At 41.4% G+C, this 24157-nt stretch carries 22 protein-coding genes; 6 read left to right on the forward strand and 16 right to left on the reverse strand.

What is annotated here, in order from left to right:
* Positions 1-385: 385 nt before the first annotated feature.
* Both CUU66_RS11270 and CUU66_RS11275 read right to left on the reverse strand, forming a co-directional pair.
* Positions 386-892, reverse strand: a complete 507-nt coding sequence (locus CUU66_RS11270; RefSeq protein ID WP_257967962.1) for a hypothetical protein — start codon at positions 890-892, stop codon at positions 386-388.
* Between the two features lie 177 nt (positions 893-1069).
* Positions 1070-2791 carry an amylo-alpha-1,6-glucosidase gene (locus CUU66_RS11275; RefSeq protein ID WP_101642159.1) on the reverse strand — a complete coding sequence of 574 codons (1722 nt, stop codon included), beginning with the start codon at positions 2789-2791 and terminating at the stop codon, positions 1070-1072.
* 173 nt (positions 2792-2964) lie between these two features.
* Here CUU66_RS11275 and CUU66_RS11280 point away from each other — a divergent pair, with 173 nt between their 5' ends.
* Positions 2965-4407, forward strand: coding sequence for a PTS transporter subunit EIIC (locus CUU66_RS11280; RefSeq protein WP_101642161.1), 1443 nt, complete (start codon positions 2965-2967; stop codon positions 4405-4407).
* A 420-nt stretch (positions 4408-4827) separates the two neighbouring features.
* Here the strand turns inward: CUU66_RS11280 and sstT are convergent, their stop codons facing one another.
* The 3 genes from sstT to CUU66_RS11295 all read right to left on the reverse strand — a co-directional run bounded on the left by sstT (position 4828) and on the right by CUU66_RS11295 (position 8308).
* Positions 4828-6066 (reverse strand): serine/threonine transporter SstT, encoded by a 1239-nt coding sequence (gene sstT / locus CUU66_RS11285; protein ID WP_101642163.1) that lies wholly within the window; start codon positions 6064-6066, stop codon positions 4828-4830.
* 595 nt (positions 6067-6661) lie between these two features.
* Positions 6662-6925 (reverse strand): hypothetical protein, encoded by a 264-nt coding sequence (locus CUU66_RS11290; protein ID WP_101642165.1) that lies wholly within the window; start codon positions 6923-6925, stop codon positions 6662-6664.
* Between the two features lie 267 nt (positions 6926-7192).
* Positions 7193-8308, reverse strand: coding sequence for a mechanosensitive ion channel family protein (locus CUU66_RS11295; RefSeq protein ID WP_101642167.1), 1116 nt, complete (start codon positions 8306-8308; stop codon positions 7193-7195).
* 495 nt (positions 8309-8803) lie between these two features.
* Here CUU66_RS11295 and CUU66_RS11300 point away from each other — a divergent pair, with 495 nt between their 5' ends.
* Positions 8804-9127: a hypothetical protein gene (locus CUU66_RS11300; RefSeq protein WP_101642170.1), complete on the forward strand. Its 324-nt coding sequence runs from the start codon at positions 8804-8806 to the stop codon at positions 9125-9127.
* A 232-nt stretch (positions 9128-9359) separates the two neighbouring features.
* Here the strand turns inward: CUU66_RS11300 and CUU66_RS11305 are convergent, their stop codons facing one another.
* The 8 genes from CUU66_RS11305 to CUU66_RS11345 form a co-directional block, all read right to left on the reverse strand.
* Positions 9360-9551 carry a hypothetical protein gene (locus CUU66_RS11305; RefSeq protein WP_101642172.1) on the reverse strand — a complete coding sequence of 64 codons (192 nt, stop codon included), beginning with the start codon at positions 9549-9551 and terminating at the stop codon, positions 9360-9362.
* Between the two features lie 624 nt (positions 9552-10175).
* Positions 10176-11849, reverse strand: a complete 1674-nt coding sequence (locus CUU66_RS11315) for a glycerol-3-phosphate dehydrogenase/oxidase (protein ID WP_101642175.1) — start codon at positions 11847-11849, stop codon at positions 10176-10178.
* 371 nt (positions 11850-12220) lie between these two features.
* On the reverse strand, positions 12221-12766 hold the full coding sequence (locus CUU66_RS11320; RefSeq protein WP_101642176.1) for a glycerol-3-phosphate responsive antiterminator: 546 nt from the start codon (positions 12764-12766) through the stop codon (positions 12221-12223).
* A 113-nt stretch (positions 12767-12879) separates the two neighbouring features.
* Positions 12880-14370, reverse strand: coding sequence for a glycerol kinase GlpK (glpK, locus tag CUU66_RS11325; protein WP_101642178.1), 1491 nt, complete (start codon positions 14368-14370; stop codon positions 12880-12882).
* Between the two features lie 30 nt (positions 14371-14400).
* The gene (locus CUU66_RS11330) at positions 14401-15225 is read right to left on the reverse strand and encodes an MIP/aquaporin family protein (RefSeq protein ID WP_101642180.1); all 825 of its coding nucleotides are present in this window, start codon (positions 15223-15225) and stop codon (positions 14401-14403) included.
* 281 nt (positions 15226-15506) lie between these two features.
* A complete protein-coding gene (locus CUU66_RS11335) occupies positions 15507-15881 on the reverse strand; it encodes a Spo0B domain-containing protein (protein ID WP_374702991.1) in 375 nt (124 codons plus the stop codon).
* Positions 15882-15935: 54 nt separating this feature from the next.
* Complete coding sequence (locus CUU66_RS11340; RefSeq protein ID WP_101642182.1) at positions 15936-16364, reverse strand: hypothetical protein; 429 nt, start codon at positions 16362-16364, stop codon at positions 15936-15938.
* 117 nt (positions 16365-16481) lie between these two features.
* On the reverse strand, positions 16482-17234 hold the full coding sequence (locus CUU66_RS11345) for a sulfite exporter TauE/SafE family protein (RefSeq protein WP_374702992.1): 753 nt from the start codon (positions 17232-17234) through the stop codon (positions 16482-16484).
* Between the two features lie 416 nt (positions 17235-17650).
* Here CUU66_RS11345 and CUU66_RS11350 point away from each other — a divergent pair, with 416 nt between their 5' ends.
* The 3 genes from CUU66_RS11350 to CUU66_RS11360 are packed head-to-tail and all read left to right on the forward strand — an operon-like array spanning position 17651 to position 20274.
* The gene (locus CUU66_RS11350; protein ID WP_101642184.1) at positions 17651-18706 is read left to right on the forward strand and encodes an ABC transporter substrate-binding protein; all 1056 of its coding nucleotides are present in this window, start codon (positions 17651-17653) and stop codon (positions 18704-18706) included.
* Positions 18707-18710: 4 nt separating this feature from the next.
* Positions 18711-19478 (forward strand): ABC transporter ATP-binding protein, encoded by a 768-nt coding sequence (locus CUU66_RS11355; RefSeq protein WP_101642186.1) that lies wholly within the window; start codon positions 18711-18713, stop codon positions 19476-19478.
* A gap of 1 nt (position 19479) precedes the next feature.
* Positions 19480-20274: an ABC transporter permease gene (locus CUU66_RS11360; protein WP_257967963.1), complete on the forward strand. Its 795-nt coding sequence runs from the start codon at positions 19480-19482 to the stop codon at positions 20272-20274.
* 126 nt (positions 20275-20400) lie between these two features.
* Here CUU66_RS11360 and CUU66_RS11365 read toward each other — a convergent pair whose 3' ends face one another.
* Positions 20401-21009, reverse strand: a complete 609-nt coding sequence (locus CUU66_RS11365) for a vWA domain-containing protein (RefSeq protein WP_101642189.1) — start codon at positions 21007-21009, stop codon at positions 20401-20403.
* A 95-nt stretch (positions 21010-21104) separates the two neighbouring features.
* Between CUU66_RS11365 and CUU66_RS11370 the strand changes: the two genes are divergently transcribed.
* On the forward strand, positions 21105-21596 hold the full coding sequence (locus CUU66_RS11370; protein ID WP_101642191.1) for a hypothetical protein: 492 nt from the start codon (positions 21105-21107) through the stop codon (positions 21594-21596).
* Positions 21597-21703: 107 nt separating this feature from the next.
* Here the strand turns inward: CUU66_RS11370 and CUU66_RS11375 are convergent, their stop codons facing one another.
* The gene (locus CUU66_RS11375; protein WP_257967964.1) at positions 21704-22975 is read right to left on the reverse strand and encodes an MFS transporter; all 1272 of its coding nucleotides are present in this window, start codon (positions 22973-22975) and stop codon (positions 21704-21706) included.
* A 405-nt stretch (positions 22976-23380) separates the two neighbouring features.
* Positions 23381-23776 (reverse strand): VOC family protein, encoded by a 396-nt coding sequence (locus CUU66_RS11380; protein WP_101642195.1) that lies wholly within the window; start codon positions 23774-23776, stop codon positions 23381-23383.
* Between the last annotated feature and the right edge of the window lie 381 nt (positions 23777-24157).

Consider the following 24157-nt stretch of genomic DNA (forward strand, 5'->3'; position numbering starts at 1 on the left):
TAGATTCTTGAGCTGTTGACTAGTTATAAAACTGGACCTGTTCCGGTTTCAGCCAGTCCACACCATTTGCGAGCAATATGTCGGTTTGTCTGGCATATTTCTAGGTTTTTATAATAAAAAAGCTCTGTTAAGCATGGCTGTTAATTGAAGCTAGCAGGCACTCGCTTTCCGCGGGGCGTTCCGGGAGCCTCCTCGGCATTGACGCCTGTGGGGTCTCCCTTGCCCCGCTTTTCCCGCAGGAGTCTCGCATATCCGTTCCAATCAACATCGTGCAAAAATCAACAATGACCTTTAACATAGCCAATAAAAAAAATGCATGAACCCCACATAAAGGATTCATGCATCAAAGAAGCAAATTTCTGTCCGCTAAAAGACAGTGATCTATTTACACACAAGTAAACGATTCGATCTGACGCAGGCTAATTCCAAAGTACACCCATCTGAAACCAGTCCAGCGATAACCCGAAATAGAGGTTCTGCCTAAGAAAATGGGATAGAACCAAAATTGCTCGCGGTTCCTAAGCCACACATACGTATATCTGAATAAGCATCTCCTAATACTGCCGGGATCGACTGCAAATGCTTGGGCTTGCTGCGTTTGAGCTGGAATGTATGAAGGCGGCGGAGCAGACGGCGGTCCGGCCTGTTGTCCCTGGCCTGGAGGCCCGAATGGCGGCCCACCCTGTCCCTGGCCTGGAGATCCGAAAGGCGGCTGGCCAAAAGGAGGCCCCTGGGGCGGTCCCATGGTTCCTCCCTGCGGAGGAAACCCCGGAATGAACTGCCTCCCAAATTCTCCCTCATAATAATCTTCCGTCATGTATGGCGATGAGTAATAATCGTATTCCTGTCCATAGGGATTGTAATAACCTTCATAATCATCATTAAAATACATCCATTGCACTCCTCTGCTATAGGCATACATCATCCTATTCCGGAGGGAAAGAACTATCAACTTGTACGTTGAAAAGTGGGTAATTGCCTAGTGGCTGCTAGACGCAAACGATTCGGCCAGAGTAAAAAAAGCATGATTTCCCTAAAGAATTCATGCTTTACATATCGAAGAATTAAATTATCGTCCCTCTGAAACAAAATGGATAAATGTGCTTGCTGTCCAGGTAAAGGATTTATCTCTAAGTGCTCTTCCTGATGTGGCTTCATAATTTTCCGGGAAGCCGTTTAAACGGGCCATCTCACAAAAACGATCAGCTATATCCCCTGCCAGCTCATGTTCGCCGCAATCTTTCAATGCTTCGACAAACAGCAGTGTGGTTGGAGCCCAGATTGGTCCTCTCCAGTAAGCATCTGCCTCATAATCAGGGCTGTCGATGGCTTCTGTTGCAATTCCCCATTTTGTTAAGTAGCGGTCGCTTGTCAGTACTTCAACCATTTTATTTCTAATTTGTTCCGGCAGTCTTTTTCCTAAAACCAGTGATACAAGCGGCAATACCCCATTGCTTTGGATGATTTCGTCATTTAGCATCTGTTTTGCCACTGGCACATCATCAACTATGAAATAGTCAAGGAAGCGCTTAATGAGTGCATCTGCTTTTTCTGTCCAATACAGCTTCTGTTCCTGATTGTCCATTTTCTCGGCAAGAGAAGCCAATAAATCCATCCCTTTTATGATAAAGGCAGTTAAGTCAGGGCTGTTGACTAATACTGGATCTCTAAAGACTGTGCTGTTGTCCTGGCCTGAGTCGTTGCCATGATGATATTCACAAATACCATCCTGATTGGAATCTTTGTATATTAAATAAAAATTCATTTGTTTTTCTATGTATTGATATGTTATCGATAATTGCTCTTCTGTAAAAGGCATTTTCTCCATCATCTTGCTAAAGAAGTACCCATGAACAGGAGGTTTGGCAAAATTCCAGCGCAGTGTGGAATCACTTACTGAACCCGGAATCTGACCAAGTTCATCTTGATAGTCAAACAGGACGGCCATCTGGTCCCAAGCTAAATCATTATCCACCCCGGCAAGTGCCAAAGCATTAAAGCAATGATCCCAGCTCCATGCCCCCAGGAAATGATTATTAGAACAATACAGCGTATTTCGCTTTAAGTAGCCTTCTGGCCGGACAAACGTTGACCAATTCGTATAGGCTGCAAGCATTGCTGCGTCGTAGAATTCTGGTTTTACATTAGGAATCTTGGAAAAGTAATTTTGTAGGCTTTGCTTTGATTGAGCCAGACTCGCTTCAAAATCAAATTCGTATTTTTCTGGTATAGCAGCGTTGGTTGGAATATCTTCAATTACGCATAAAAACTCGTTTTTATTATTTGGTGATATTTCAATGATTGAAGAGTTATTCGCCTTTTCTTCGCTGCCAGCTGCATCGTAGTGGATATCCTGATTCAATGAAATAATTCCATCGGGACTGTAAATAAGGAATTTTGTCAGGTTTTTATAGCTGTTGACGATACAGTATTCTTCCCCTTTTTTACCCAGCAGAAAATTGTATTCAAAATTATAAACAGGCTGAGTGTCAAAGCGGATTCCTAGATTTTCTCCTCTTCCTTTTACAAGAATGCGGGAATCTCCGTCAAAACAGATCGACATTTCCCCGCCATCGAATGTTAAGAAAATCTCAGAAAAGTCGGCTTTATATTGATATTCGACCGGCTCATTATTTTTAAGAGGAATGATTTTCATTATATTCATATGGCTTCTTGATTTGCCTCGTAAACTATTTATATATAATCCAGATTCGGCAACCGTTTTCTTTTCCTGGTAATTGATAGACATATAAGAACCAAAAAAACTAAACGGAATATCTTTTAGATTCACGTAGAAAACTCCTTTAATATCGAACTAGTATATACAAGTCACATCCTAATTTAGCATAGACGAAAGATTAGTCAAGAATTTATATTTTCTAAATATTCACCTTGACATATAAATTTTTTTAAAATAATGTAGAGCTTGTATATACAAGTAAATACAACGAAGAGGTGTTCAACATGTCAGAATTAAAGGATAGTCTGTCACAGATTATTCAAAACATCGGCGGTGCGGACAATATTGAAAGCGCATCCAACTGTGTGACTCGACTGCGTCTGGTTCTTAATGACAAAAATCAAGTCAACGTAAAAAATCTTGAAAAGCTTGATCTTGTAAAAGGTACCTTCTTTGCCAGCGGTCAATTTCAAATCATTATCGGCCCTGGTTTAGTAGAAAAGGTATATGCAGAGTTTATCAAGCAGACTGGTCTCAAAGAAAGCACGATGACGGAAGTAAAGGAAACAACCCGTGCAAAAGGAAACCTATTACAAAAAGGGATTAGGACACTTGCTGATATCTTCATACCTATCCTGCCTGCCATTGTCGCTTCCGGTCTCTTAATGGGTTTTAACAATCTTCTGGCGAACCCGGGACTTTTCTATGAGAAGTCGGTTTTAGAAGTACATACTGGCATTGCAGGAATCTCACAGATTATAAACCTAGCAGCAAATGCGGCATTCACGTTCCTCCCAGCATTGATTGGATGGTCCGCTGTTAAAAAATTCGGTGGAAATCCTGTTCTAGGAATTGTATTGGGATTAATTTTAGTCCATCCCGCTTTAATGTCCGCTTACGATTACGCAGCTGATCCAAGCAAGGTTAAATATTGGGATGTATTAGGATACAAGATTGAACAGGTTGGTTATCAGGGACAAGTCCTTCCCGTCTTGTTCGCAGCTTTTATTTTAGCCTGGTTTGAGAAAACGCTTAAAAAACGGATTCCTGATGCGGTACAATTAATTTTTGTGTCACCAATAGCACTGATTTTAACAACTTTCTTAACATTCATTGTGATTGGACCTCTCACCATGACCGGGGCCAACTGGATTACTGATGGAGTGGTTTACTTATTCGATGTTGCTCCAGTACTCGCTGGTGCAGTTTATGCCTTCATTTCTCCATTGCTTGTTATTACTGGAATGCATCATTTGTTCCTTGGCGTAAACCTGCAAATGGCCGGAAGTTTGGGATATGTAACACTGTGGCCGATCGGTGATACCGTTACATTAGCACAGGGAACTGCAGCACTAACGATGTTCTTTATCCTGAAACATAACAAGAAAATGAAAAACATTGCCCTTACTTCATCATTTACAGCATGGTTAGGAATTACCGAGCCGGCCATTTATGGTGTAAACCTTAGGTATCGTTATCCTTTCATCGCAGTAATGCTTGCAAGTGCTGTTGGAAGCGGATTCTTAGCATACTTTGACGTGAAAGCGACTTCAATCGGCGTAGGCGGACTCTTCTCCTTCCTATCCGTATTCCCTAAATATTGGGGTGTGTACTTCACTGGTAATGCACTGACCATTATCTTGACTGCACTAATTACTTTCTTGTTCTTTAAAAGCAAACGCTTTAAGACTGAGGAAGTAATTCATGTAGAGAAAATAGCAAGTTAATATAAAGCCCTGAATGCGGGACTTTTTAGTGAAGTAGAAAGTATTCATGGTCTTACAAATCTGCAATTACAATTCTTCATGTCAAAAACGACAGGATTCCAGTCCTGTCGTTTTTTAGTTTTACTAACTCCTCCTGAAAAACTGCAGTTCAGCTTAAACAGGAGAAAATGAATAGGCTATGTTATTTCATTATTAGAATCTGTCCCACATTCCTTCCGTTTTTATTGGACAGTGGTTACGGACTTAATTCCACAATGTTTCCCGCACAAACTACAGCGAAAGTTTATTGCATCTGTACGATGCTGAACAATTATTTAGCACTTCTAATGACTCCTTCACAAAAAAACAACAGCGGATATTTTCTCATAAGAAAAACTGCACCTCCTAATGGTTGAGGTGCAGTTTTTTAGATGTACAACTTTATGCTGCTTTATGGATATCTATCTTTTTACCTTCTTTGCGCCATTCCTTATATTCTGCCGCTGCTGTGAAAAGCACGTCTGTGGATGAGTTAAGTGCTGTTTCAAAAGAGTCTTGCAAAACGCCAATGATAAATCCGACTCCAACCACTTGCATGGCAACATCAGAAGAGATTCCGAATAAATTGCATGCCAGTGGAATCAGTAATAGGGATCCGCCAGCCACCCCTGAAGCTCCGCATGCACAAATAGCTGACAGGACACTAAGGATGATGGCTGTGGGGATGTCCACCTGAATGTTCAGCGTATGGACCGCTGCAAGTGTCAAAACAGATATTGTGACAGCAGCACCTGCCATGTTGATCGTGGCACCTAAAGGAATGGATACTGAATAACTATCCTTATTCAATCCTAAATCTTCACATAATCTCATATTTACCGGGATATTTGAAGCAGAACTGCGTGTGAAGAATGCTGTAATCCCACTTTCCTTTAAGCACTTAAATACGAGCGGGTAAGGGTTCTGCCTGATATTTATAAACACGATGACCGGATTGACCACCAGGGCAACAAAGGCCATGCAGCCTATTAAAACGGCAAGTAGCTTTCCATAGCCCATTAAGGCATGTATTCCATTTGCAGTGATCGATTCAAAGACCAGCCCCATGATTCCAAGCGGCGCAAATTTTATAACCCATGCGACCAGTCTGGCAGCTGCATCCGAAAAATTAGTAATCATCGTTTTTGTCGTATCTGCTGCATTTCTCAATGCCATTCCAAGGAGTACTGCCCAAGCTAAAATTCCGATGTAGTTTGCATTATAAATGGCTTTAACTGGGTTATCCACAACGTTCATCAGCAATGATTTGAGAACTTCTACAACACCGCCGGGAGGGGTCACACCCTCAGCGCCCTTTGTAAGTGTTAAGCTGACCGGGAAAATAAAACTGACAACGACCGCCACTAGCCCAGCTAAAAAGGTTCCTAAAAGGTATAGGGAGATAATCGATTTCATATTCGTTTTTTGGCCGCGCTTGTGCTGCGCTATCGCCGACATGACGAGGAAAAGTACCAATATAGGTGCAATTGCTTTTAACGCGCCCACAAATAATGATCCTAAAATGACAACAGGTTTTGCTATCTCTGGGATCGTTACAGCCAGGATAATGCCAATAATCAGACCTATAATGATTTGTTTTACCAGACTCAATTGACTCCACTTTTTCAGTTGACGTTTCACAGAATTTCCTCCTAGATGACTATTATTCGGTACCAAACAGCGTGTCATAGAGTTCGGCTTAGATGTTCTCACTTTATGCTTTCCAGACTTCCTTAAATAGGTTTATCTCATTGCGGCCAATTGTAATGAAGTAGATTTTTAGTTGATTTTACACCTACGATTATCGATCTGTTCAATTTTATTCCACTCCAAAAGGACAAATGTATTTCTAATAAATATGATTATATAGAATGGATTGATATATTACAATATTTTTATTTTGGATTTAAAAAAGCAATTACTTTAAAAAATTTTAATATGTCCGGCAATCTATTCGACATGCCGACAAACTTCTTTCCATACTACGGCGCTGATCTCACATATCTAAAGTTTCAAGATCAGAGCTGCTGCACATTTAACTAACAATTAAAGAACAATAAATTGTTAGTTTAAAAGAAAAGTGTAAGATTGGTTACGCTAAAATGAAAGGTTGTATAACTAAACATTAATTCGGTGATACGGAACTCGTATGGGGTATGGTCTGTCGAAAAATTGAAAGGGAGAAAATAGAAAGGAGCCTGAACCCGTTTCCGGGCGCAGGCTCCTGTAAAACTATTTATTGAAAATGGCCATTATTATTATTCACGATAGCTTTCGCTTGTTCAAAGTCCGCTTCCGATACCAGGAATTCAACAATATATGGACGATGTTGACCGCTATGATCCTCATCCCTGAAAACATCTCTTATAATATCCAGTATCCGGTTGTTGTCCTCGGGAACTTTATCCACCATTACATCTGATACAGTCAGTGCCTGCAGTTTGACCCTTACATCCTCGGCATCGTTTTCATTTCTAAAATAAGCCGCAACTCTTTCCATTCCGCTTCACTTCCCTCTCTTATTTTATCCGTTACATATACATAACCTTTTTTATGATCTATGAAACCGTTTCCGATTATTGTTTCTGAGTACGATCAACCTGTTTATTACATAGAAAAAAGCCTACCCTCGTAGGCTCTATCTCTATTCTGTTACCGTAACCAAAGCTGGATTAATCCTTCCGTTATCCTAAACGTGAACATGTATTAGAAATAAGCAGCAATGGTAAGGAAACAATCCATATTCCAATGGCTAGCAGCTCTTTATTCAATCATAGGATACCATTGGCTCTAATTCTTCACTTGATTGCGAAGTTACATAAATGGTTCGGCTTGGGAATGCAACTTCCACTCCCTCTTCCTCTAAGATCCCCATGATTTCTAAATTGATTTCATGTTTAATCTTCACGTGCTCGGCCCAAACAGTAGAATTTGTGAAAAAATAGATAAGAATATCGAGACTGCTTTCATTATAATGATCAAATGCTACCATAATCGTATCCGGATGAATTTCCTCATGAGTCATTAATAACACTTCAATCCGATTTACCACTCTATGAATTTCTTCTTTGGTCGTTTTATAGTTAAGTCCTAAGTGAAACGTAATTCGTCTTTTCCCCATACGGCTCCAATTGGTAATGGCTTCATTTGCAAGTGTAGCATTGGGAACGGTAACTAAAGCTTGACTAAATGTGCGAATTTTAGTGCTTCTAAAGTTGATATCTTCTACCGTTCCCTCCACGCTCGGCGTTAAGATCCAATCCCCGATCGAAAAAGGTTTTTCTGTTACAATAACGATTCCGCCAATTAGATTTCCTACCGCTTCTTTGGCAGCTAACGCAAACGCAAGTCCCCCTAGCCCAAGACCTGCTACCAATCCATTTACATCATAATCAAATTCCTGGCCGATGATACTTAAGCTAATCGCTACCATGATGACACGGATGGCTCTTGAAATAAACGGAATGAGAATTAAATCAATCTTATTGTTGATTCTCTGATTGACACTGATTAAAATCCCTGAGGCAGGAGATGACAAATTAAACAATCCCCAGGTAATTAGTACGATTACCATTGAACGTAGAAATTTTAAAAACAATGCATTGTGCTGCTCTATGAAAGGGAAATAATCCATTGCCAGGTACAAACCTACAATAATGAAAAACCACCCTAAGGGGCGTTCAAAACCTAAACATATTTGCGTAACAAAATCAGTTGGTGTCTTCCTGGACAATTTTAAAATCAACTGAAACACATACTTTGTGAATATGTTTCTAAATAAAACAAATAAAAGCAAAATCCCTACTGAAATTCCTAAATTCTTCAACATGTCATAGTCAAACTCAGACAATGATAAAGCAAATACGAATGAACCTAAAGACATTTCTGCAAAACCTTCTCCCTTTTACCATTCTATTTTTAGTCATAACAATCTACTGACAAATCGATTTATTCGAAAAAACAAGCCCCGATAATACCCGTTTTTCAATCATTACATCCAAATATCATATCTTTTTTAACAAGTTATTTGAATACAACCAAAGTCTCAGATTAAATGACATCCGCTTCAAAACTTAGTAAGAAGTGAAAAAGAAGATGCTAATCATAGTGTCAAAACTATTATTTAATTTAACCCCAATAGTGTAACACATAAAAAGCTGATTTTATGGTGAGTGTGGCACATCCACCTGATAGACACCTTTTAACTGAGTAATTCTAATACCATCTTAATGCCAGGCTTTAACACCTTAGCAACTTGGTTTTCACACTTACAAGCGTAATCGTTGCCAGTAACAAGAATGTAAATAGGTTGTCACCATAATAGAGTTGATAATTCAAGGCTCAAGGTATAAAGTAGATTGTTAATTGAGGAGTGATGATGCTGAAAACAGTAAGAGTTGATAATTTAAGATTTAAGAAAGAGCTATCTATGATCGAGCAATTTTCCATTAAACATTTCGTCTTTAATTGGGTTGGTTGTCCACCAGAAGGATTAGATGATTTTCTTCCACTCGAGTACACCGAAGATGTCTTAGCAAAAATGGAGGTAACTGATGGCACAGTTCTTTCTATTGAAAATCAAGAACAATTTAGATATGTCACAATAACTGAAGATAATCAAATTGTTATGGCCTTTATAGATTATAATAAAGAGTTAAAATATAGAGTTTTCTCCATGGATGAGGTAGTAAATAAGGATTAACCGTCACATTTTCACCTTTACTATCGGCAAATACACGCTCATAAGAATCGAAATGATGATTTTTATGAGCATGCTTTGTGACTATGTAAGTTATCGAATATGCAGATGGGAATAGAGAAACACGAATATTGCTGCTGATACCCATTGATTGCCTTCAGCCATAGCTTCCCTACCCTCATTGACTGTGTGCCAAATGTAAAACATTCATTCTATCGTATTTATAACAAGGCGCTTATAAAAAATCATTAATATTTTCATTTAACCAAACATAAACTTCTTCTCTGACTTCCTTGTCATTTTCTCCTAATCTTTCAGCTAAGCTAACTAATTCTGCTGGCATATTCTTCATAACAATATTGATTTGATCGTCACTCGGCGGCATTCCTAACGCGTCAATAAAACATTCGTTAATTAATTCAATCATTATTTACACCTCCTATAAAGGTTTCGTTAAAACGAAATAACTGTTTAGTTCTTGAGCAATTATATATTACTTTCTCTTCAGGTCTAAGGATTTAAAGTAAATTCTTTTACTCCAATAAATTCAGATTCTGCTGTAAAAAAGAATGTAGTTCCTTTTTTTAAGGCTGTTTTCGCAACCTTTGTTGTTATTGACAAGGCGCTTGATTTCCACTACATGATGCTCGCTTTCCGCGGGGCGGGCGGTGAGCCTCCTCGTCTTCGCCTGCGGGGTCTCACCAGTCCCACTGCTCCCGCAGGAGTCTCGCACCTTACGCTCCAATCAACCTGTTTAACAATTGGTAAATTTACAGAACTTATTTAAAAACAACAATCTTTTAGAAAAGAGCCTTTTTTAAAGATCTCTATAATCTTTTTATTAACCGATAAATCTCCATTACTACCCTCAATAAGTATAAATTAATTTAGTTTAAACTATTTTACCACAGTTTACTATATAGACTTATTTTGAGAATGAAATAAGAGGGTAAAAGCTTGGTTCCGGTTGAAATACGGGTTTGCATGGCGAGTTGAAATCTTCTAATCTGAACAACTGGACGATGTAAAAGAAGAGAGAGCCGAAGCTCCCTCACACCGCATGATGATGCTGTAAGTCAATCGGTGTTACCGCATCCTTCAGTTCTTTTTCTAATTCTGTTTGATACTCGGCAGTCTGTTTCTTGTTCCATTTCAGTGTTTCCTGCATGAACTTGATTACTTCTTCCTTCCACTCCCGCACCCAGTCAATATTAAAGAATAGTGCACCTGTACGGCGGATGAAGAAATCGACCGGCTTTGCTGCCATCTCGTGTTCTATGGAATACACAAGCTGTGCATAAACGCTACGTGTTAGTTTCGTCTCGACATTATCGAATTGTCTGCCGTAAGCCAAAAGTTCATCCACATTGGATCCATATTTTCCAGCTAACATTCTGCCCTCTTCTTTTGTAAATCCGTATTGGAGTGCCTCAACTTCTTTTTTAGCCACAAAAGATTTGAATTCTTTAGATCCGCCTACATCTCCACCTGAAATCGGATAGATTCTCGTTTGTGATTCTTTCAGCACCTGCCCTTGTTCCTTAAGGTGTTTGGCAATCAAATCAACTACAGACTCTGCCATTTTGCGGTATCCGGTAAGTTTGCCGCCTGCTATCGTAATGAGTCCGCTTTCTGCTTCCCATATTTCATCCTTGCGTGATATTTCCGATGGGTCTTTTCCTTTTTCATAAATTAACGGGCGCACTCCTGCCCAGCTGGATTCAACATCTGCTTCATCAACTTTTACACCTGGGAACATATAATGGATGGCATTTAAGATGTAAGTCCGGTCTTCTGAGGTTACTTTTGGATGGGCAGCATCTGCATCGTAAAAGGTATCCGTTGTTCCTACATATGTTTTGCCATCCCGTGGAATCGCGAACACCATCCGGCCGTCCGGCGTATCAAAATAGACCGCCTGCTGCAGAGGAAATACTGACTGATCAATGACCAGATGAACCCCTTTTGTCAGCCTCAGCTGTTTGTTATTTTGGGCGTAATCTTTGCCGCGGATTTTATCAACCCAAGGCCCTCCGGCGTTCACTACTTTGGCTGCTTTTACCTCATACAGTTCGTTTGTCAGCATGTCTTTGACCCGGACACCCGTAATGATCTTATCTCGGTATATGAATTCTTCTGCTTTGGCATAGTTCACCATGTGAGCACCATTGTCAAATGCTGCTTTCATCACTTCTATCGTTAACCGGGCATCATCCGTACGGTACTCCACATAGTACCCGCCGCCTTTCAGCCCCTCCCTTTTCACAAGCGGCTCTTTTTCCAGGGTTTTTGCACTAGAAAGCATGGACCGGCGCTCCGTCTTTTTAACTCCAGCCAGAAAATCATAGACCCTGAGTCCGATTGAAGTAGTAAACGGTCCAAATGTCCCTCCTTTGTGCAGCGGAAGAAGCATCCATTCCGGTGTGGTAACATGCGGGCCGTTTTCATACACAATCGCACGTTCCTTGCCGACTTCTGCTACCACCCCTACCTGGAAATTCTTTAAATAACGCAGCCCGCCATGAACAAGCTTTGTGGATCGGCTTGAAGTTCCTGCAGCAAAGTCCTGCATTTCAACGAGAGCGACCTTCATTCCCCGAAGGGATGCGTCTAGGGCAATACCGGCACCTGTGATTCCTCCGCCAATTACCAACAGGTCATATGGCTCTTGCGACATGGCTTCAAGCTGGCTGTTTCTTGTTAAGGATGAGAATGTTCTGATCATGTAAATTCCTCCTAAGCTGGCTTTATTTTTTATATACCCAAAAATATAGAAAAAAAGAGACCAAAACTAGGCTATAGAGTATCTATAACTAAGTTTTGGTCTCTCCGAATCTCAAACCGAAATTATTAACTTGTAAGTATTATAACATATGTTTGAATCCTGTTAAAGATTAACAACTTCTTATTTTTTATAAAGCTCTGTTACACTTGCCTGTTGGTTGCAGCTAGCAGGCACTCGCTTTCCGCGGGCGGTCCGGAAGCCTCCTCGGCGCATGCGCGCCTCCGGGGTCTCCCTTGATCCGCTTTTCCCGCAGGAGTCTCGCGCCTTCCGCTCCAATCAACATAGTGCTAAAATCAAGAACGAATATAAACCTAGTCTTTATAATGATCCCAGAGTTCTTTTTTAGATGTAGAGATGAACTCCGCTCCGGCATTCAAAACCTGCTGAGCTTCTTCGACGGTACGGATCAGACCGCCGGCAATGATGTTCGTCCCGGTCCGGTCTTTTACTTCTTTTATCATACAGGGCATGAGCCCCGGCAGGACTTCTACATAATCCGGTTTTGTCCGCTCTATGATACTATAGGTTTTCTCTAAAGCATGGGAATCCAGTAGAAACATCCGCTGGATCGCCATTACACCTTTTTGCTTTGCTTTCAGGATGACACTGGACTTGGTCGAGATCAGCCCATAAGGCTTGAATTCCTGGCAGACAAATTCTGTACCGTATTCATCATTTTTCAGGCCCTGAATTAAATCCACATGATAAATCATCTTTTTATTTTGCTGCCTGGCCATTTTAGCAATATGTTTCAGCTGGGCTATATGAAGATCTAGAAAAATTCCCATTTCATATGGACTTTCTAAAAACTTCTCAAAATCTTTAATGGAAGTGGATGCTGGTAATATTCTCTGCATGGACGCCGCCTCTCTTTCTTATCGGCCTTTTATTTAAAGAATTATAGTTTACTATATCAAAATCGACAAGCAGAGGGCGGAACCAACAGTACTTAACACATCAGTTGTATTTTTTATTTAAACGCCATTGCAGCCTTCACTGCTTTTTGCCAGCCGCTGTACATCTGGTCTCTGTCTTCATCAGCCATTTTTGGTTCAAAGGAGCGGTCAATCGCCCATTGTCCGGCGATATCCTCCTGGCTTTCCCAATAGCCTGTAGCAAGACCGGCGAGATACGCTGCTCCCAGAGCAGTCGTTTCATTTACGACAGGCCTTTCAACCGGCACATTTAAGATGTCGCTCTGGAAGTGCATTAGGAAATTGTTCATAACAGCGCCACCGTCTACGCGGAGCGTTTTTAACTCGATCCCTGAATCAGCTTCCATAGCCGATAATACATCCTTCGTCTGATAAGCCAATGACTCCAGGGTTGCACGTACAAAATGCTCCTTGCTTGTTCCTCTCGTAAGTCCGAAAACAGCACCTCTTACATCACTGTCCCAATAAGGGGTTCCCAGCCCGACAAACGCAGGTACAACATACACGCCGTCTGTTGACTCCACTTTGGACGCGTAGGTCTCTGAATCCTTTGCGTTCTTTAGCATTCTAAGTCCGTCACGAAGCCATTGAATCGCCGAGCCAGCAACAAATATACTTCCTTCAAGTGCGTACTCTACCCTGCCATTTAACCCCCAGGCAAGGGTAGTGAGCAGCCCGTGTTCTGATTTCACAGCCTTTTCACCTGTATTCATCAGCATAAAGCATCCAGTGCCATACGTATTTTTGGCCATTCCCTGTCCAAAACATGCCTGGCCGAATAAAGCTGCCTGCTGGTCTCCGGCAGCTCCCGCAATAGGGATTTCTTTGCCAAAGAAATGATAGTCCACTGTATTTGCATAGACTTCTGAAGAAGGCCTTACCTCAGGAAGCATCGACTCAGGCACCCCGAGGATATCTAACAATTCTTTATCCCATTGCAGATCATAGATATTGAACATTAAGGTACGGGATGCATTACTGTAATCCGTCACATGAGCCTTGCCGCCGGAAAGCTTCCAGATGAGCCAAGTATCAATCGTTCCAAATAATAACTGCCCCTGCTCGGCTTTTTCCCTTGCACCTTCAACATTATCTAAAATCCATTTAACTTTTGTCCCTGAGAAATAGGCATCGATCAATAATCCTGTCTTGTCTCTAAACAGATCATTGTAGCCTTTTTCTTTTAACTCGTCACAGATGCCGCTTGTTTGTCTGGATTGCCAGACGATTGCGTTATAAACAGGCTTCCCAGTTTCGCGGTCCCACACAACGGTTGTTTCCCGCTGGTTGGTGATCCCGATCCCCGCTACCTGTTCTGGTTTAATCCCTGTTTCAGATAATACACTGGCAATGACCGCTAGGATTGAACCCCAGATTTCATTGGCATTATGCTCCACCCAGCCTGGTTTTGGAAAATGCTGTGTGAATTCTCTTTGAGCGATATGAACAATTTCACCTTTTTTGTTAAAAAGAATCGCCCTTGAACTTGTAGTCCCTTGATCCAGTGACATGATATAAGTTTCCATCCAATATCTCCCCTGCCTTTAATATTTTTTTTACGCGATACTCTTAGAAGCTTCTATTTCTCCAGGCTGTTTTTTGCCAGTAGTATAAGCCAGAATAAGAATGGCGAGAACGGCAGCAGTCACTACCCAGAATAAACCGGATACTTCCCCTGCAAATACAGCCTGGTAAAATACTGCGCCAAAGGCTCCGCCAAGCAGCGGACCGACTACCGGAATCCATGCATAGCCCCAGTTGGAGCTGCCTTTTCCCGGAATTGGAAGGATGAAATGAGCGATACGAGGACCAAGGTCGCGGGCCGGATTAATGGCATATCCCGTAGTTCCTCCAAGCGACATTCCGATCACGACAATCAACAGCCCCACAGCTATTGGATTGAGTCCTTCTGTAAATTTATTTGCCCCAATAAATAATAGGCCTAATACTAGAATAAAAGTACCAAAGATTTCACTGAAGAGGTTTGAGAACGTATGAGGGATCGCCGGACCTGTCGCAAATACTCCAAGCTTAGTGCCTGGATCCTTTGTTTCTTTCCAGTGCGGCAGATAATGAAAGAACACTAAAGCTGATCCGAGAATAGCACCCAGCATCTGCGCTAGTATATAACCTGGAACATCTGCCCAATCAAAAGAACCATTAATTGCTAGAGCCACAGTAACCGCAGGATTTAAATGTGCACCGCTGATTGAACCTACTGCAAATACACCCATCGTAACGGCCAGACCCCAGGCTATGGTAATCACGATCCAGCCCGGATTATTCGCATAAGACTTATTCAGTGACCCGCCAGCGCCGATGCCAGCCCCGAACACAATCAAAATCATCGTACCGATTACTTCTCCCATGAATGGCGACATGCTTAACTCCTCCTGTTCATAATAACCTATTTTTCCAAAAAAAGATGTTTGTATGAAAAAAGGAGACACACACAGAAATAACCTTGTAGTAGGTCTTACCTGTGTGTATCTCCTTATCTCCGACACAACATCTTAACTTGTATCTGTAGTATAAGGGAGTTTGAAAGCGCTGTCAATTTAAATTTCCAAATTATGAAATAATTTAATGTGTTTTATTGCCACAAGAGCATTATCCACCAGATTCCCAATAATCCTCAGCAAACGGCAATTTGTGGGGACAATCAATCGAGAACATAGCCCCTGATTCTCTGGCATAACTTAATTCTCCTATCAGGGAAACCTGCTAAAACGGGATCTTGAGTTCTTTTCGAAACGAACGCCACTTCATTTTCCCGGTGATTAACTGTTTCATTTATATATTTCGCAAGACTATCATATTGTTCCATCCGTACTAATCCCAGTATAACATGCAGCTTGTTCATAAACTCATGAGCCTGTGCCCGCAAAGCATCTGCATAATTACGGACCCCTGTCAGCTGTTCATCCAGCAATTGAATTTCCGTTTTATCCCGGAATGTAACGATGGCTCCTACCAGGTGTCTACTAATATTCCTATAAGAGTGCCAATCAGGATGCCCATCCGGCTTTTGTGACATTTTCCAATGAAATGCCGACTGCTACAGCTCCCACTTGTTTTCCATTTGAGTCCTTCACAGGAGTGAACCCCGCATGGAATGGCCAAGAGTACCCTTGGAGTACGAAACATATTCTTTCCCTTGAAGTGCCGGCCCCTCGTCTCCTCCCCTAAAATGTTTCCTAATTTCATTAGACTGAGGGTGGGACAAACGTATGCCTTCCATATTCATAACCACAACGAAGTTTACGTAGGTTACCTTCCTTATCTGATTCGCAAATGGCTGAATTTCATTTTTATTTACACTCCCGTCCAAAGCATGAATTACCGCCGGGCTTTGGGAAACCATTCGTGCCACATCCAGCGCCTTTTCCTTTTGAGTATCTTCAACACTTGAAGTAACTCTGTGGCTGATCAGCAAATCTGTAATGCCAAGTGAAAAAGCTACGACGATACAAACAAATATAATGATTATGGCTTGTAGACTCAATCTGCCTCGTTTCATATTTCCCTCCGGTTCTCCATTTATTTCTAGTATGGACCAAGTGCCCTCTAACACTTCCGCTAAATGATAAAAGACCGTAAGCCCTTTAAAAAGAAGAGCTTACAGCCTTTTTTTGAATTAACTTATAAGAAGAATGGCACCGGCCAGGATCGGAGTGAGTACCATGGCGCTTTTTAGAACCGGAAGCGGAACATAATTTGTAAATTTAGCCCCAATATATGAACCGATCATCGTTCCTGCCAATACTTGCAGAAGCAGCATGACATCAAAATATCCTTCAAAGTAATAGCCAATTCCGCCGGCACATGCAATCGGCAGGATCACGAGCATAGTTGTCCCGACTGATTTCTTGACAGAAAGTCCGATCACAACCAGTAATCCCAGCTGTATGAAAGGCGCGGATCCAATACCGAACGTACCGGATAAAACGCCTGAACATACACCGACAAATGCCGCACGCAATAACAGGATGCCTGGAGCTGGCGTGTCCTCTTCATTCTTATCTTTAATTTTATTTACAATGAACAATCGAATCACAAGCATGATTGCAGATAAAAACAGCATTCCCGCTGTCAGCCAATGCAGGGAATCGACCGGAATCCATACCGCTAGTTTGGAACCTAAATACGCAGTGACGGCACCAAAGCCTCCGACCGTCAACCCCGTTTTCACATCTATATTGCCCTGTCGGTAATGACTGTATGATCCTGACAAAGCCGTAAACACCATCGCAGCAAGCGAAGTCCCTAGGGCTGTGTGAATCGGCACTCCAAAAATTACGGTTAAGATTGCAATGATAAAGCCGGAACCCCCGGCTCCGATAAACCCTAATAACATCCCTAATACTAACATCGTAAGTGTGATAGCCACGCCGAATCCTCCTAAAAACAAAACGTTTAACTCTATTATTTCAAATCTAGTAAGCGCTGTCCAAGTTCTATTATAAATCTAGCAAGTAAAAGAACTGAATTTTGTAATTAAAAAAAGTATAGGGCTGGTCCTATGCTAAAGATCTCTGCAAATCAGGCACTGCTCATTTTATTTCTTTTCATATAAATGAGAGATTGGCAGCTGCCAATAGGTTAGCTGCCTTTCTACATTACCGTATGAATCCCCGAAACTAAATCAGGGAATGGCAAAGGGAAAAATGGAAGCATACAAGTGTTTTTTGTCATATTCCGAAAAGAAAGTTTAATATTCAAAATAAATTATTGCAAAATTATGAAGAATAGGAATATACTTTACCTTTAGAAACTGATATTTAAGACACGGAGGTTAGGATTGTTGTGAAAAAATCTTTCATTCTTTTTTGTAGTATTTTAGTAGTTTTATCCTTTTCCTTAGCTGCCTGTGGAAAACAAGGCGCCGAAGAAGCCGGGAACGGTTCTGGGAAAGAATCTAAAAGAGAATCAATTAATATTGGAATGCTAAAATTAACTAGTTCGGCACCGCTTTTTATTGGAATAGAAAAGGGTTTTTTCAAAGAGGAAAACATAGATGCTAAGGCACAATGGTTTGAGGCTGCCCAGCCGATTGCGGTTGCAACAGCAGGTGGAAGTGTTGAAGTTGGAGCAACAGGAATAACAGCAAGCCTGTACAATATGGTTGCAGGCGGGCAAAAACTTGTAATTGTAGCCGATAAGGGCAGAGAGCAGGAGGGGTATTCATCTTCTGCTATTTTAGCGCCCTCTGATTCATCGATTAAAAGCGTTAAAGAATTGAAGGGCAAAAAAATTGGTATCACTCAAACCGGCTCTACTTATCATTATATGGTTGGCAGAGTCATTGAAAACTATGGTTTAGGATTAGACGATATTGAAGTCGTTCCCCTTAACAGTATAAAAGGGCTTATGGACTCTTTAAAGAGTAAGCAGGTTGATGCAGTGTTACTAAACGAGCCGAATATTACAACCGTTGTTAAAGAGGGGTACGGCAAAGTCATTTCACAGGTGGGAGAAGAAATTGAATATCAGACATCCGGAGTCTTTTTCTCTCCAAAATTCGCCGATAATAAAGATGTAGCTGTAAGGTTTTTAAAGGCATATGCTAAAGCTGCCCGTTACTATTATGATGCGGTACTTACGAAAAAAGACGGAAAACTTATACCCGGGGAAAATTATGATGAAGTGATCAACATTATAGCGAAGTATACCGACCAGGAGCCAGATGTAATTAAACAAGGCCTGCCGTATATGGACCGTGATGGCAAGCTGCTCGAGGAAAATATCAAGACACAAGTAGATTGGTACGCAAAAGAGAAGTTAATTGATAAAGCGATTGATACAAAAGAGATTGTCAATACAGAATTATTGGAACAAGCTTTAAAGGAACTAGGGAAGTGATTTCATGAGAATTGTCGTTGAGAACGTAGCCAAAACGTTTATCGATTCAAAACGCGAAGTGACTGCGTTACAGAATATTAATTTTTCCATTGAAAATCAGGAATTTATCGTTCTAGTCGGGCCAAGCGGCTGCGGAAAATCAACTCTGCTCAATATTGTTGGCGGATTACTGTCTCCATCCGATGGATCGATTTATTTTGAAGGTACTAATGATAAACCGAATTTGGCCATCGTATTCCAGGAAATAGCTTTATTTCCATGGCGTACTGTGTTTGAAAATGTGGTCTATGGTCTGGAGGAAAAAGGAGCCAGTAAACAAGAAATCCAGGAAAAGGGCCAGCACTATATAAATATGGTTGGGTTAAATGGTTTTGAGAAGGCTTATCCGAAACAACTATCGGGAGGAATGAAGCAAAGGGCCGGGATTGCAAGAGCCCTTTGCATAGAACCGGATTTGCTCCTGATGGACGAGCCCTTTTCTGCCCTGGATGCCCAAACACGCACTCTGATGCAGGAGGAGCTGCTGACGATATGGAACCGCACGAAGCTGAGTACCTTATATGTGACCCACAATATCCAAGAAGCCGTGTATTTGGCTGACCGGGTGATTGTTTTGTCCAGGCACCCAGGGACAATCAAACAAATCATTCAGATCGATATGCCAAAAACGGGAAGAGACAGCGTACAGAATAGAGAACAATTCGAAAAGTATTCTAATCAAATCTGGGACCTCATTCGTCATGATGCCCAAGAAGCGTTACTGGAGGGTTGACATGATAACTGAACCTAGACAATCCATTACAAATCGTGTTGCATTTCTTGAACAGAAGATTCCCAGGTACGCATCTGTACTCGGTATAACCGGCTTGTTGGTACTTTGGGAGATTATCTGCAGATTAAATATTGTGCCTCCGCTGTTTTTACCAGCACCCTCTGCCATTTTAACGGATGCATGGGATATGATGATCACCGGTGAATTGTTCAAGAACCTTTTTGCCAGCCTCTACCGTGTCGGAATTGGTTATGTAATCGGAGCAGTTCTTGGGATCTCCATTGGATTAATTGTAGGCTTTTCAAAATGGACAGACGCGATCGTTACACCAATTGTGTATTCTATTTATCCAATTCCTAAGATTGCTCTCTTGCCTTTGATCATTTTGTGGTTCGGGATTGGTGAAATGCCAAAGGTCACAATCATTGCTCTGGGAGTTTTTTTCCCAGTTGTGATTAATACGTTTTCAGGGGTTAAAAATGTAGATCCAGTTCTTATCAAAGCTGCCGTAACATTCGGTTCGAATCATGTAAATGTGATCAGAAAGGTCATTTTGCCTGGTTCCCTGCCCATGATATTTGCGGGCTTAAAGCTTGCAGCGGGAACATCTTTGCTCTTGCTCGTTTCGGCTGAAATGATCGCTGCCCAGCAAGGGATTGGTGCAATGGTCTTGCATTATGGGAATTTAATGATTACAACTAAACTGATGGTTGGTGTGCTGTTACTCTCCTTGCTTGGCTTGCTATTTAACAGGGGACTACAGTGGCTGGAGAATAAACTGCTGCCGTGGAAATAGACTGAAAATAGCCTCTTTTAGTATGATAGTTCAATCTCAACATTCTAAAAGAGGTTTTTGATTTTAATAGAATAGAAACTGAAGGTCTCTTTTACTTACCTTGCTTCTATAACCATACCCATCTTCTTATCTCTTGCTCCCTCGCCCTATGTCATTTATCCTTCTTTCCGATATTTCCTCCTGGACCATACGATACATACTTTCAACACCAGGACTTGACGCTTCAAAGTTATATGCATGATCCATTCCTATACCTAACGTATCCGCTTCTTTTGCAGCATCCATGTTAGCGCCAAGGAAAATGAATTCCCAGCTGTATTTCTCTTGCTGGTGTTTAATGAGTTCTTTTACTATTTCATAGGTAAATTCACTGCTTGCATTTTCCATTCCGTCAGTCGTAATCACAAAAATTATTTTCCCCGGCCTTTGTTCCTCTTTGGTTTTCGATAATCTGCTGCCTACATCCAAAATGGTCTTTCCGACTGCGTCCAACAGGGCCGTACATCCTCTAACATAATATTCCTTAGTCGTTAATTTTGTATCGTTTGCACTAATGCCATTCCAAAGCATTTCGTAATGATCATCAAAAAGTACTGCTGTCACGTTTATTTCCCCTTCTAGGCGGCGCTGCTTTTCAATTAAAGAATTGAATCCATTGATGGTTTCACTTTCAAGGCCTGCCATAGACCCGCTCCTGTCAAGCAAGAAAACTATTTCTGTTAAATTCTGATTCATGCCAATCATCCTCCCTTTTGCTCATGCTATAATTTTAATTGTATGTACAAATAATTTGGTCGCCTGCCAAGCGACATTTTGAGGAGGCGAACCGCATGCTCAATAAAAAGATTTTCATAGAAATAGAGAAGTATATAGAAACTCATTTACAAATAGTTACGTTGAGTGCTGAGTACTCACTTAATCGAATAGAGAACAGCATTCTTGAAGACTCATGTCATGAGGATTTGGAAGAGTTTATACATAAGAACCGCAAACCAACTCTAAATCGAGTATTATTTGGATTTATTGATAAGAAAGGTACTAGCGACGCAGAAATTTACAAAAGGGCGGGAATTGACCGCAGACATTTTTCCAAAATCAGATCCAATCCAAAATATCGTCCAGGCAAAAATACCGCTATCGCTCTTGCTTTGGCACTGGAACTAAACAAGGAAGACACAGATGAACTCTTAAGCGCTGCAGGCTATTCATTGTCAGACAGTGACACATGTGATTTGGTCATCCAGTTCTGTTTGGAGAAAAAAATATACGATATGGATCTTGTTAATGAAGCTCTGGACCATTTCAGCCAAAAGTTATTGTAAGTTTCCTGCCTGACACGTATTAAAAATTCCAATCTTTTTGTAATAAAAAAAGCCTAATCCATACAATAAGGATTAGGCTCTATAAATTTCATTAGCGGTACTTCTACTTATAATTCATACTTTTCAACAGGCTTCATTGCTTTAATCGTATGAACCTGCCTGTTGTTGAGTGTAAGCATGACCATAAAGGAAACGCAATAAAGCGCCGCCAGGTAAATCATCGCTACTGTCATATCATAGCTTTGCAGAATATAACCGACTAGGATGGGTGAAAGTCCTCCCAGCGCCCTGCCGAAGTTGAAAATCGCGTTCGTTGCCGTACTGCGGATCTGAACTGGACAATAGCTGCTGATTAATGCTCCGTATCCCGCAAACATTCCATTTGAGAAAAATCCGACGATTGCGCCTCCTATTAAGACACCCGCGCTTCCAGTGGCATAGGAATATAAAAATACAGCACACGCAGAGGCCAGCAGGAAGATTCCAAAAGCGGACTTTGCCCCAAATCGATCCAGGAATTGGCCAAAAGTCAGCATGCCGATGATCATCCCGACCGCTGTACTGATGGTCCATAGTGCAGATCCGGAAACAGACAAGCCCTGTGATTGCTGCAGCATGGATGGCAGCCAGATCATCAATCCATTATATCCGGCAATCTGAACTGTTGCGATAAGGCTTAGAGCAATGGTCGTCATGGTAATACGAGGAGTAGCAAACAGCTGAGCCAGCTTACCCTTGTTGTCTTTTTCAGCTCTTTTAGCTTTCTGGGCAGCCAGCCATTCCGGTGACTCATCCAGGTTCTTTCTCACAATAAAGGCAAAAATAACAGGTACTACACCGACGAAAAACAATGCTCTCCAACCTAGTGATGGCAGAATCATTGCGCTCAGCAAGGCTGCGAGAATGACACCGTATTGTGCGCCGACACTTACATAAGAAGAAGCTCTCCCCTGCTTATCCTTTGGCCATGCTTCAGCCACAAGCGCCATCCCAATTCCATATTCTCCGCCGGCACCCAGGCCTGCGATGAATCTAAAGATATAGACTTGTTCAATATTGGCTGCTAACCCTGTCAAAGCTGTACCGACCGCAAACAATAATACTGTATAAGTAAAGACCTTCACGCGGCCAAATTTATCTGCCAGAACTCCGAAGATAATTCCACCCAATAACATCCCAATATTCGTGATGGAAGAAATAAGTCCACCCGCTGCCAGGTCAATGTGGAACTCCGCAATGATCATTGACATTGCAAATGATAAAAACATGATATCCATGCCTTCTAATGTTAAACCAGCTACTGATGCGACTACTGTTTTTTTACGATAATCTCCAGTGTTTTTTGTGTTATCACTCTCTTGTTCGAGGAATGGATGTATGAATGTCCATCCCCTTTTGAAGCCTCACGGGACTACAATTAAAAGAGGTACTCATGTAAAGCTGCTTTTTAAACAAAATAAATGCCCTTTCGTCAGAGAGACAAAAGGGCATGAAAAGACTAGTTACGTATAGATATAAAACTAGAGATCATTATATCGTGCAGCCCTTTTCAGCCTCTCTGGACCGAATTTAAAAGGTAGTTATTATGTTGTTTTTTATACTAACATACTAAAATGATAGCTTCAATAGCTTTTGGATGTATAGTTGCGAAAAGACCTTTGGATTTGGAATAACAGTTGTTATGTATCCTTTATCATGCCGGTTTCTGGCTCCAGCCTATTAAAAAATCCCCGCATGTATTTACACCAGGGGGATTTATGTACTGCATACGTAGGAATTCAATTCTATTTTGCATTCTCATCAGGTTGATGGATTCCGATAACATTGCCCTCGGTATCCACATAGTATCCTTGCCATGCCATTCCAGGCAGGGCATATTTAGGCATCGCGACCTTGCCGCCATTCTCAAGGATTTTAGATTCCGTTAAGTCGTAATCTTCCACTCCCATTGTACAGGCAAATCCATTTAAAGGTTGATTCGCTTCTGGCGGTGCACTTTGGCGCTGCATCAAGGCACCATTAATCCCGGGTTCATTCTCATCACCTGTTACGGCCCCGAAGTAAGGCATTCCTGCAAACTCACTCCAATCTTGAAATGACCATCCGAAAACCTCTCCATAAAACTTCTTTGCCCGATCCATATCATCCACATGAACTTCAAAATGTACCAATCTTCCCATGATTTCCTCCTGATAATTAAAGAATTCTCTTCTCAATGGTGTTAGATTTCATATGCCTATTTATTATTATAATAGGAAATAAATTCAATTACGAGTCAGGATTCGATCATTCCTAGGATTCTTTTTATGACCATTTTAGAATGCTTAAGAGTTTTTTAGTAGAAACACGTATAGAATGGATAGTCTTCTTTTAAACATGTATTTAATCTTAGGTCCTTTCCCAACCTTTTTTGTTAGTGAACAAGGGGGTTGATTTCCACTACAGGATGCTCGCTTTCCGCGGGGCGGGCGCTGAGCCTCCTCGGCTTCGCCTGCGGGGTCTCACCTGTCCCGCTGCTCCCGCAGGAGTCTCGCACCTTACGTTCCAATCAACCTGTTTAA

Origin of the sequence: Peribacillus deserti, from assembly GCF_002863585.1 — a bacterium.
GTDB classification, from domain to species: domain Bacteria; phylum Bacillota; class Bacilli; order Bacillales; family DSM-1321; genus Paraperibacillus; species Paraperibacillus deserti_A.

Coding starts and splice junctions, on each gene's coding strand:
- CUU66_RS11315 (WP_101642175.1), bottom strand. CDS start 11,849: ATGATCAGAACATTCTCATCCTTAACAAGAAACAGCCAGCTTGAAGCC.
- CUU66_RS11320 (WP_101642176.1), bottom strand. CDS start 12,766: ATGCAGAGAATATTACCAGCATCCACTTCCATTAAAGATTTTGAGAAG.
- CUU66_RS11370 (WP_101642191.1), top strand. CDS start 21,105: ATGCTCAATAAAAAGATTTTCATAGAAATAGAGAAGTATATAGAAACT.
- CUU66_RS11360 (WP_257967963.1), top strand. CDS start 19,480: ATGATAACTGAACCTAGACAATCCATTACAAATCGTGTTGCATTTCTT.
- CUU66_RS11290 (WP_101642165.1), bottom strand. CDS start 6,925: ATGGAAAGAGTTGCGGCTTATTTTAGAAATGAAAACGATGCCGAGGAT.
- CUU66_RS11300 (WP_101642170.1), top strand. CDS start 8,804: ATGCTGAAAACAGTAAGAGTTGATAATTTAAGATTTAAGAAAGAGCTA.
- CUU66_RS11305 (WP_101642172.1), bottom strand. CDS start 9,551: ATGATTGAATTAATTAACGAATGTTTTATTGACGCGTTAGGAATGCCG.
- CUU66_RS11380 (WP_101642195.1), bottom strand. CDS start 23,776: ATGGGAAGATTGGTACATTTTGAAGTTCATGTGGATGATATGGATCGG.
- glpK (WP_101642178.1), bottom strand. CDS start 14,370: ATGGAAACTTATATCATGTCACTGGATCAAGGGACTACAAGTTCAAGG.
- CUU66_RS11270 (WP_257967962.1), bottom strand. CDS start 892: ATGTATTTTAATGATGATTATGAAGGTTATTACAATCCCTATGGACAG.
- CUU66_RS11295 (WP_101642167.1), bottom strand. CDS start 8,308: ATGTCTTTAGGTTCATTCGTATTTGCTTTATCATTGTCTGAGTTTGAC.
- CUU66_RS11330 (WP_101642180.1), bottom strand. CDS start 15,225: ATGTCGCCATTCATGGGAGAAGTAATCGGTACGATGATTTTGATTGTG.
- CUU66_RS11280 (WP_101642161.1), top strand. CDS start 2,965: ATGTCAGAATTAAAGGATAGTCTGTCACAGATTATTCAAAACATCGGC.
- CUU66_RS11365 (WP_101642189.1), bottom strand. CDS start 21,009: ATGAATCAGAATTTAACAGAAATAGTTTTCTTGCTTGACAGGAGCGGG.
- CUU66_RS11340 (WP_101642182.1), bottom strand. CDS start 16,364: ATGAAACGAGGCAGATTGAGTCTACAAGCCATAATCATTATATTTGTT.
- CUU66_RS11335 (WP_374702991.1), bottom strand. CDS start 15,881: ATGTCACAAAAGCCGGATGGGCATCCTGATTGGCACTCTTATAGGAAT.
- CUU66_RS11355 (WP_101642186.1), top strand. CDS start 18,711: ATGAGAATTGTCGTTGAGAACGTAGCCAAAACGTTTATCGATTCAAAA.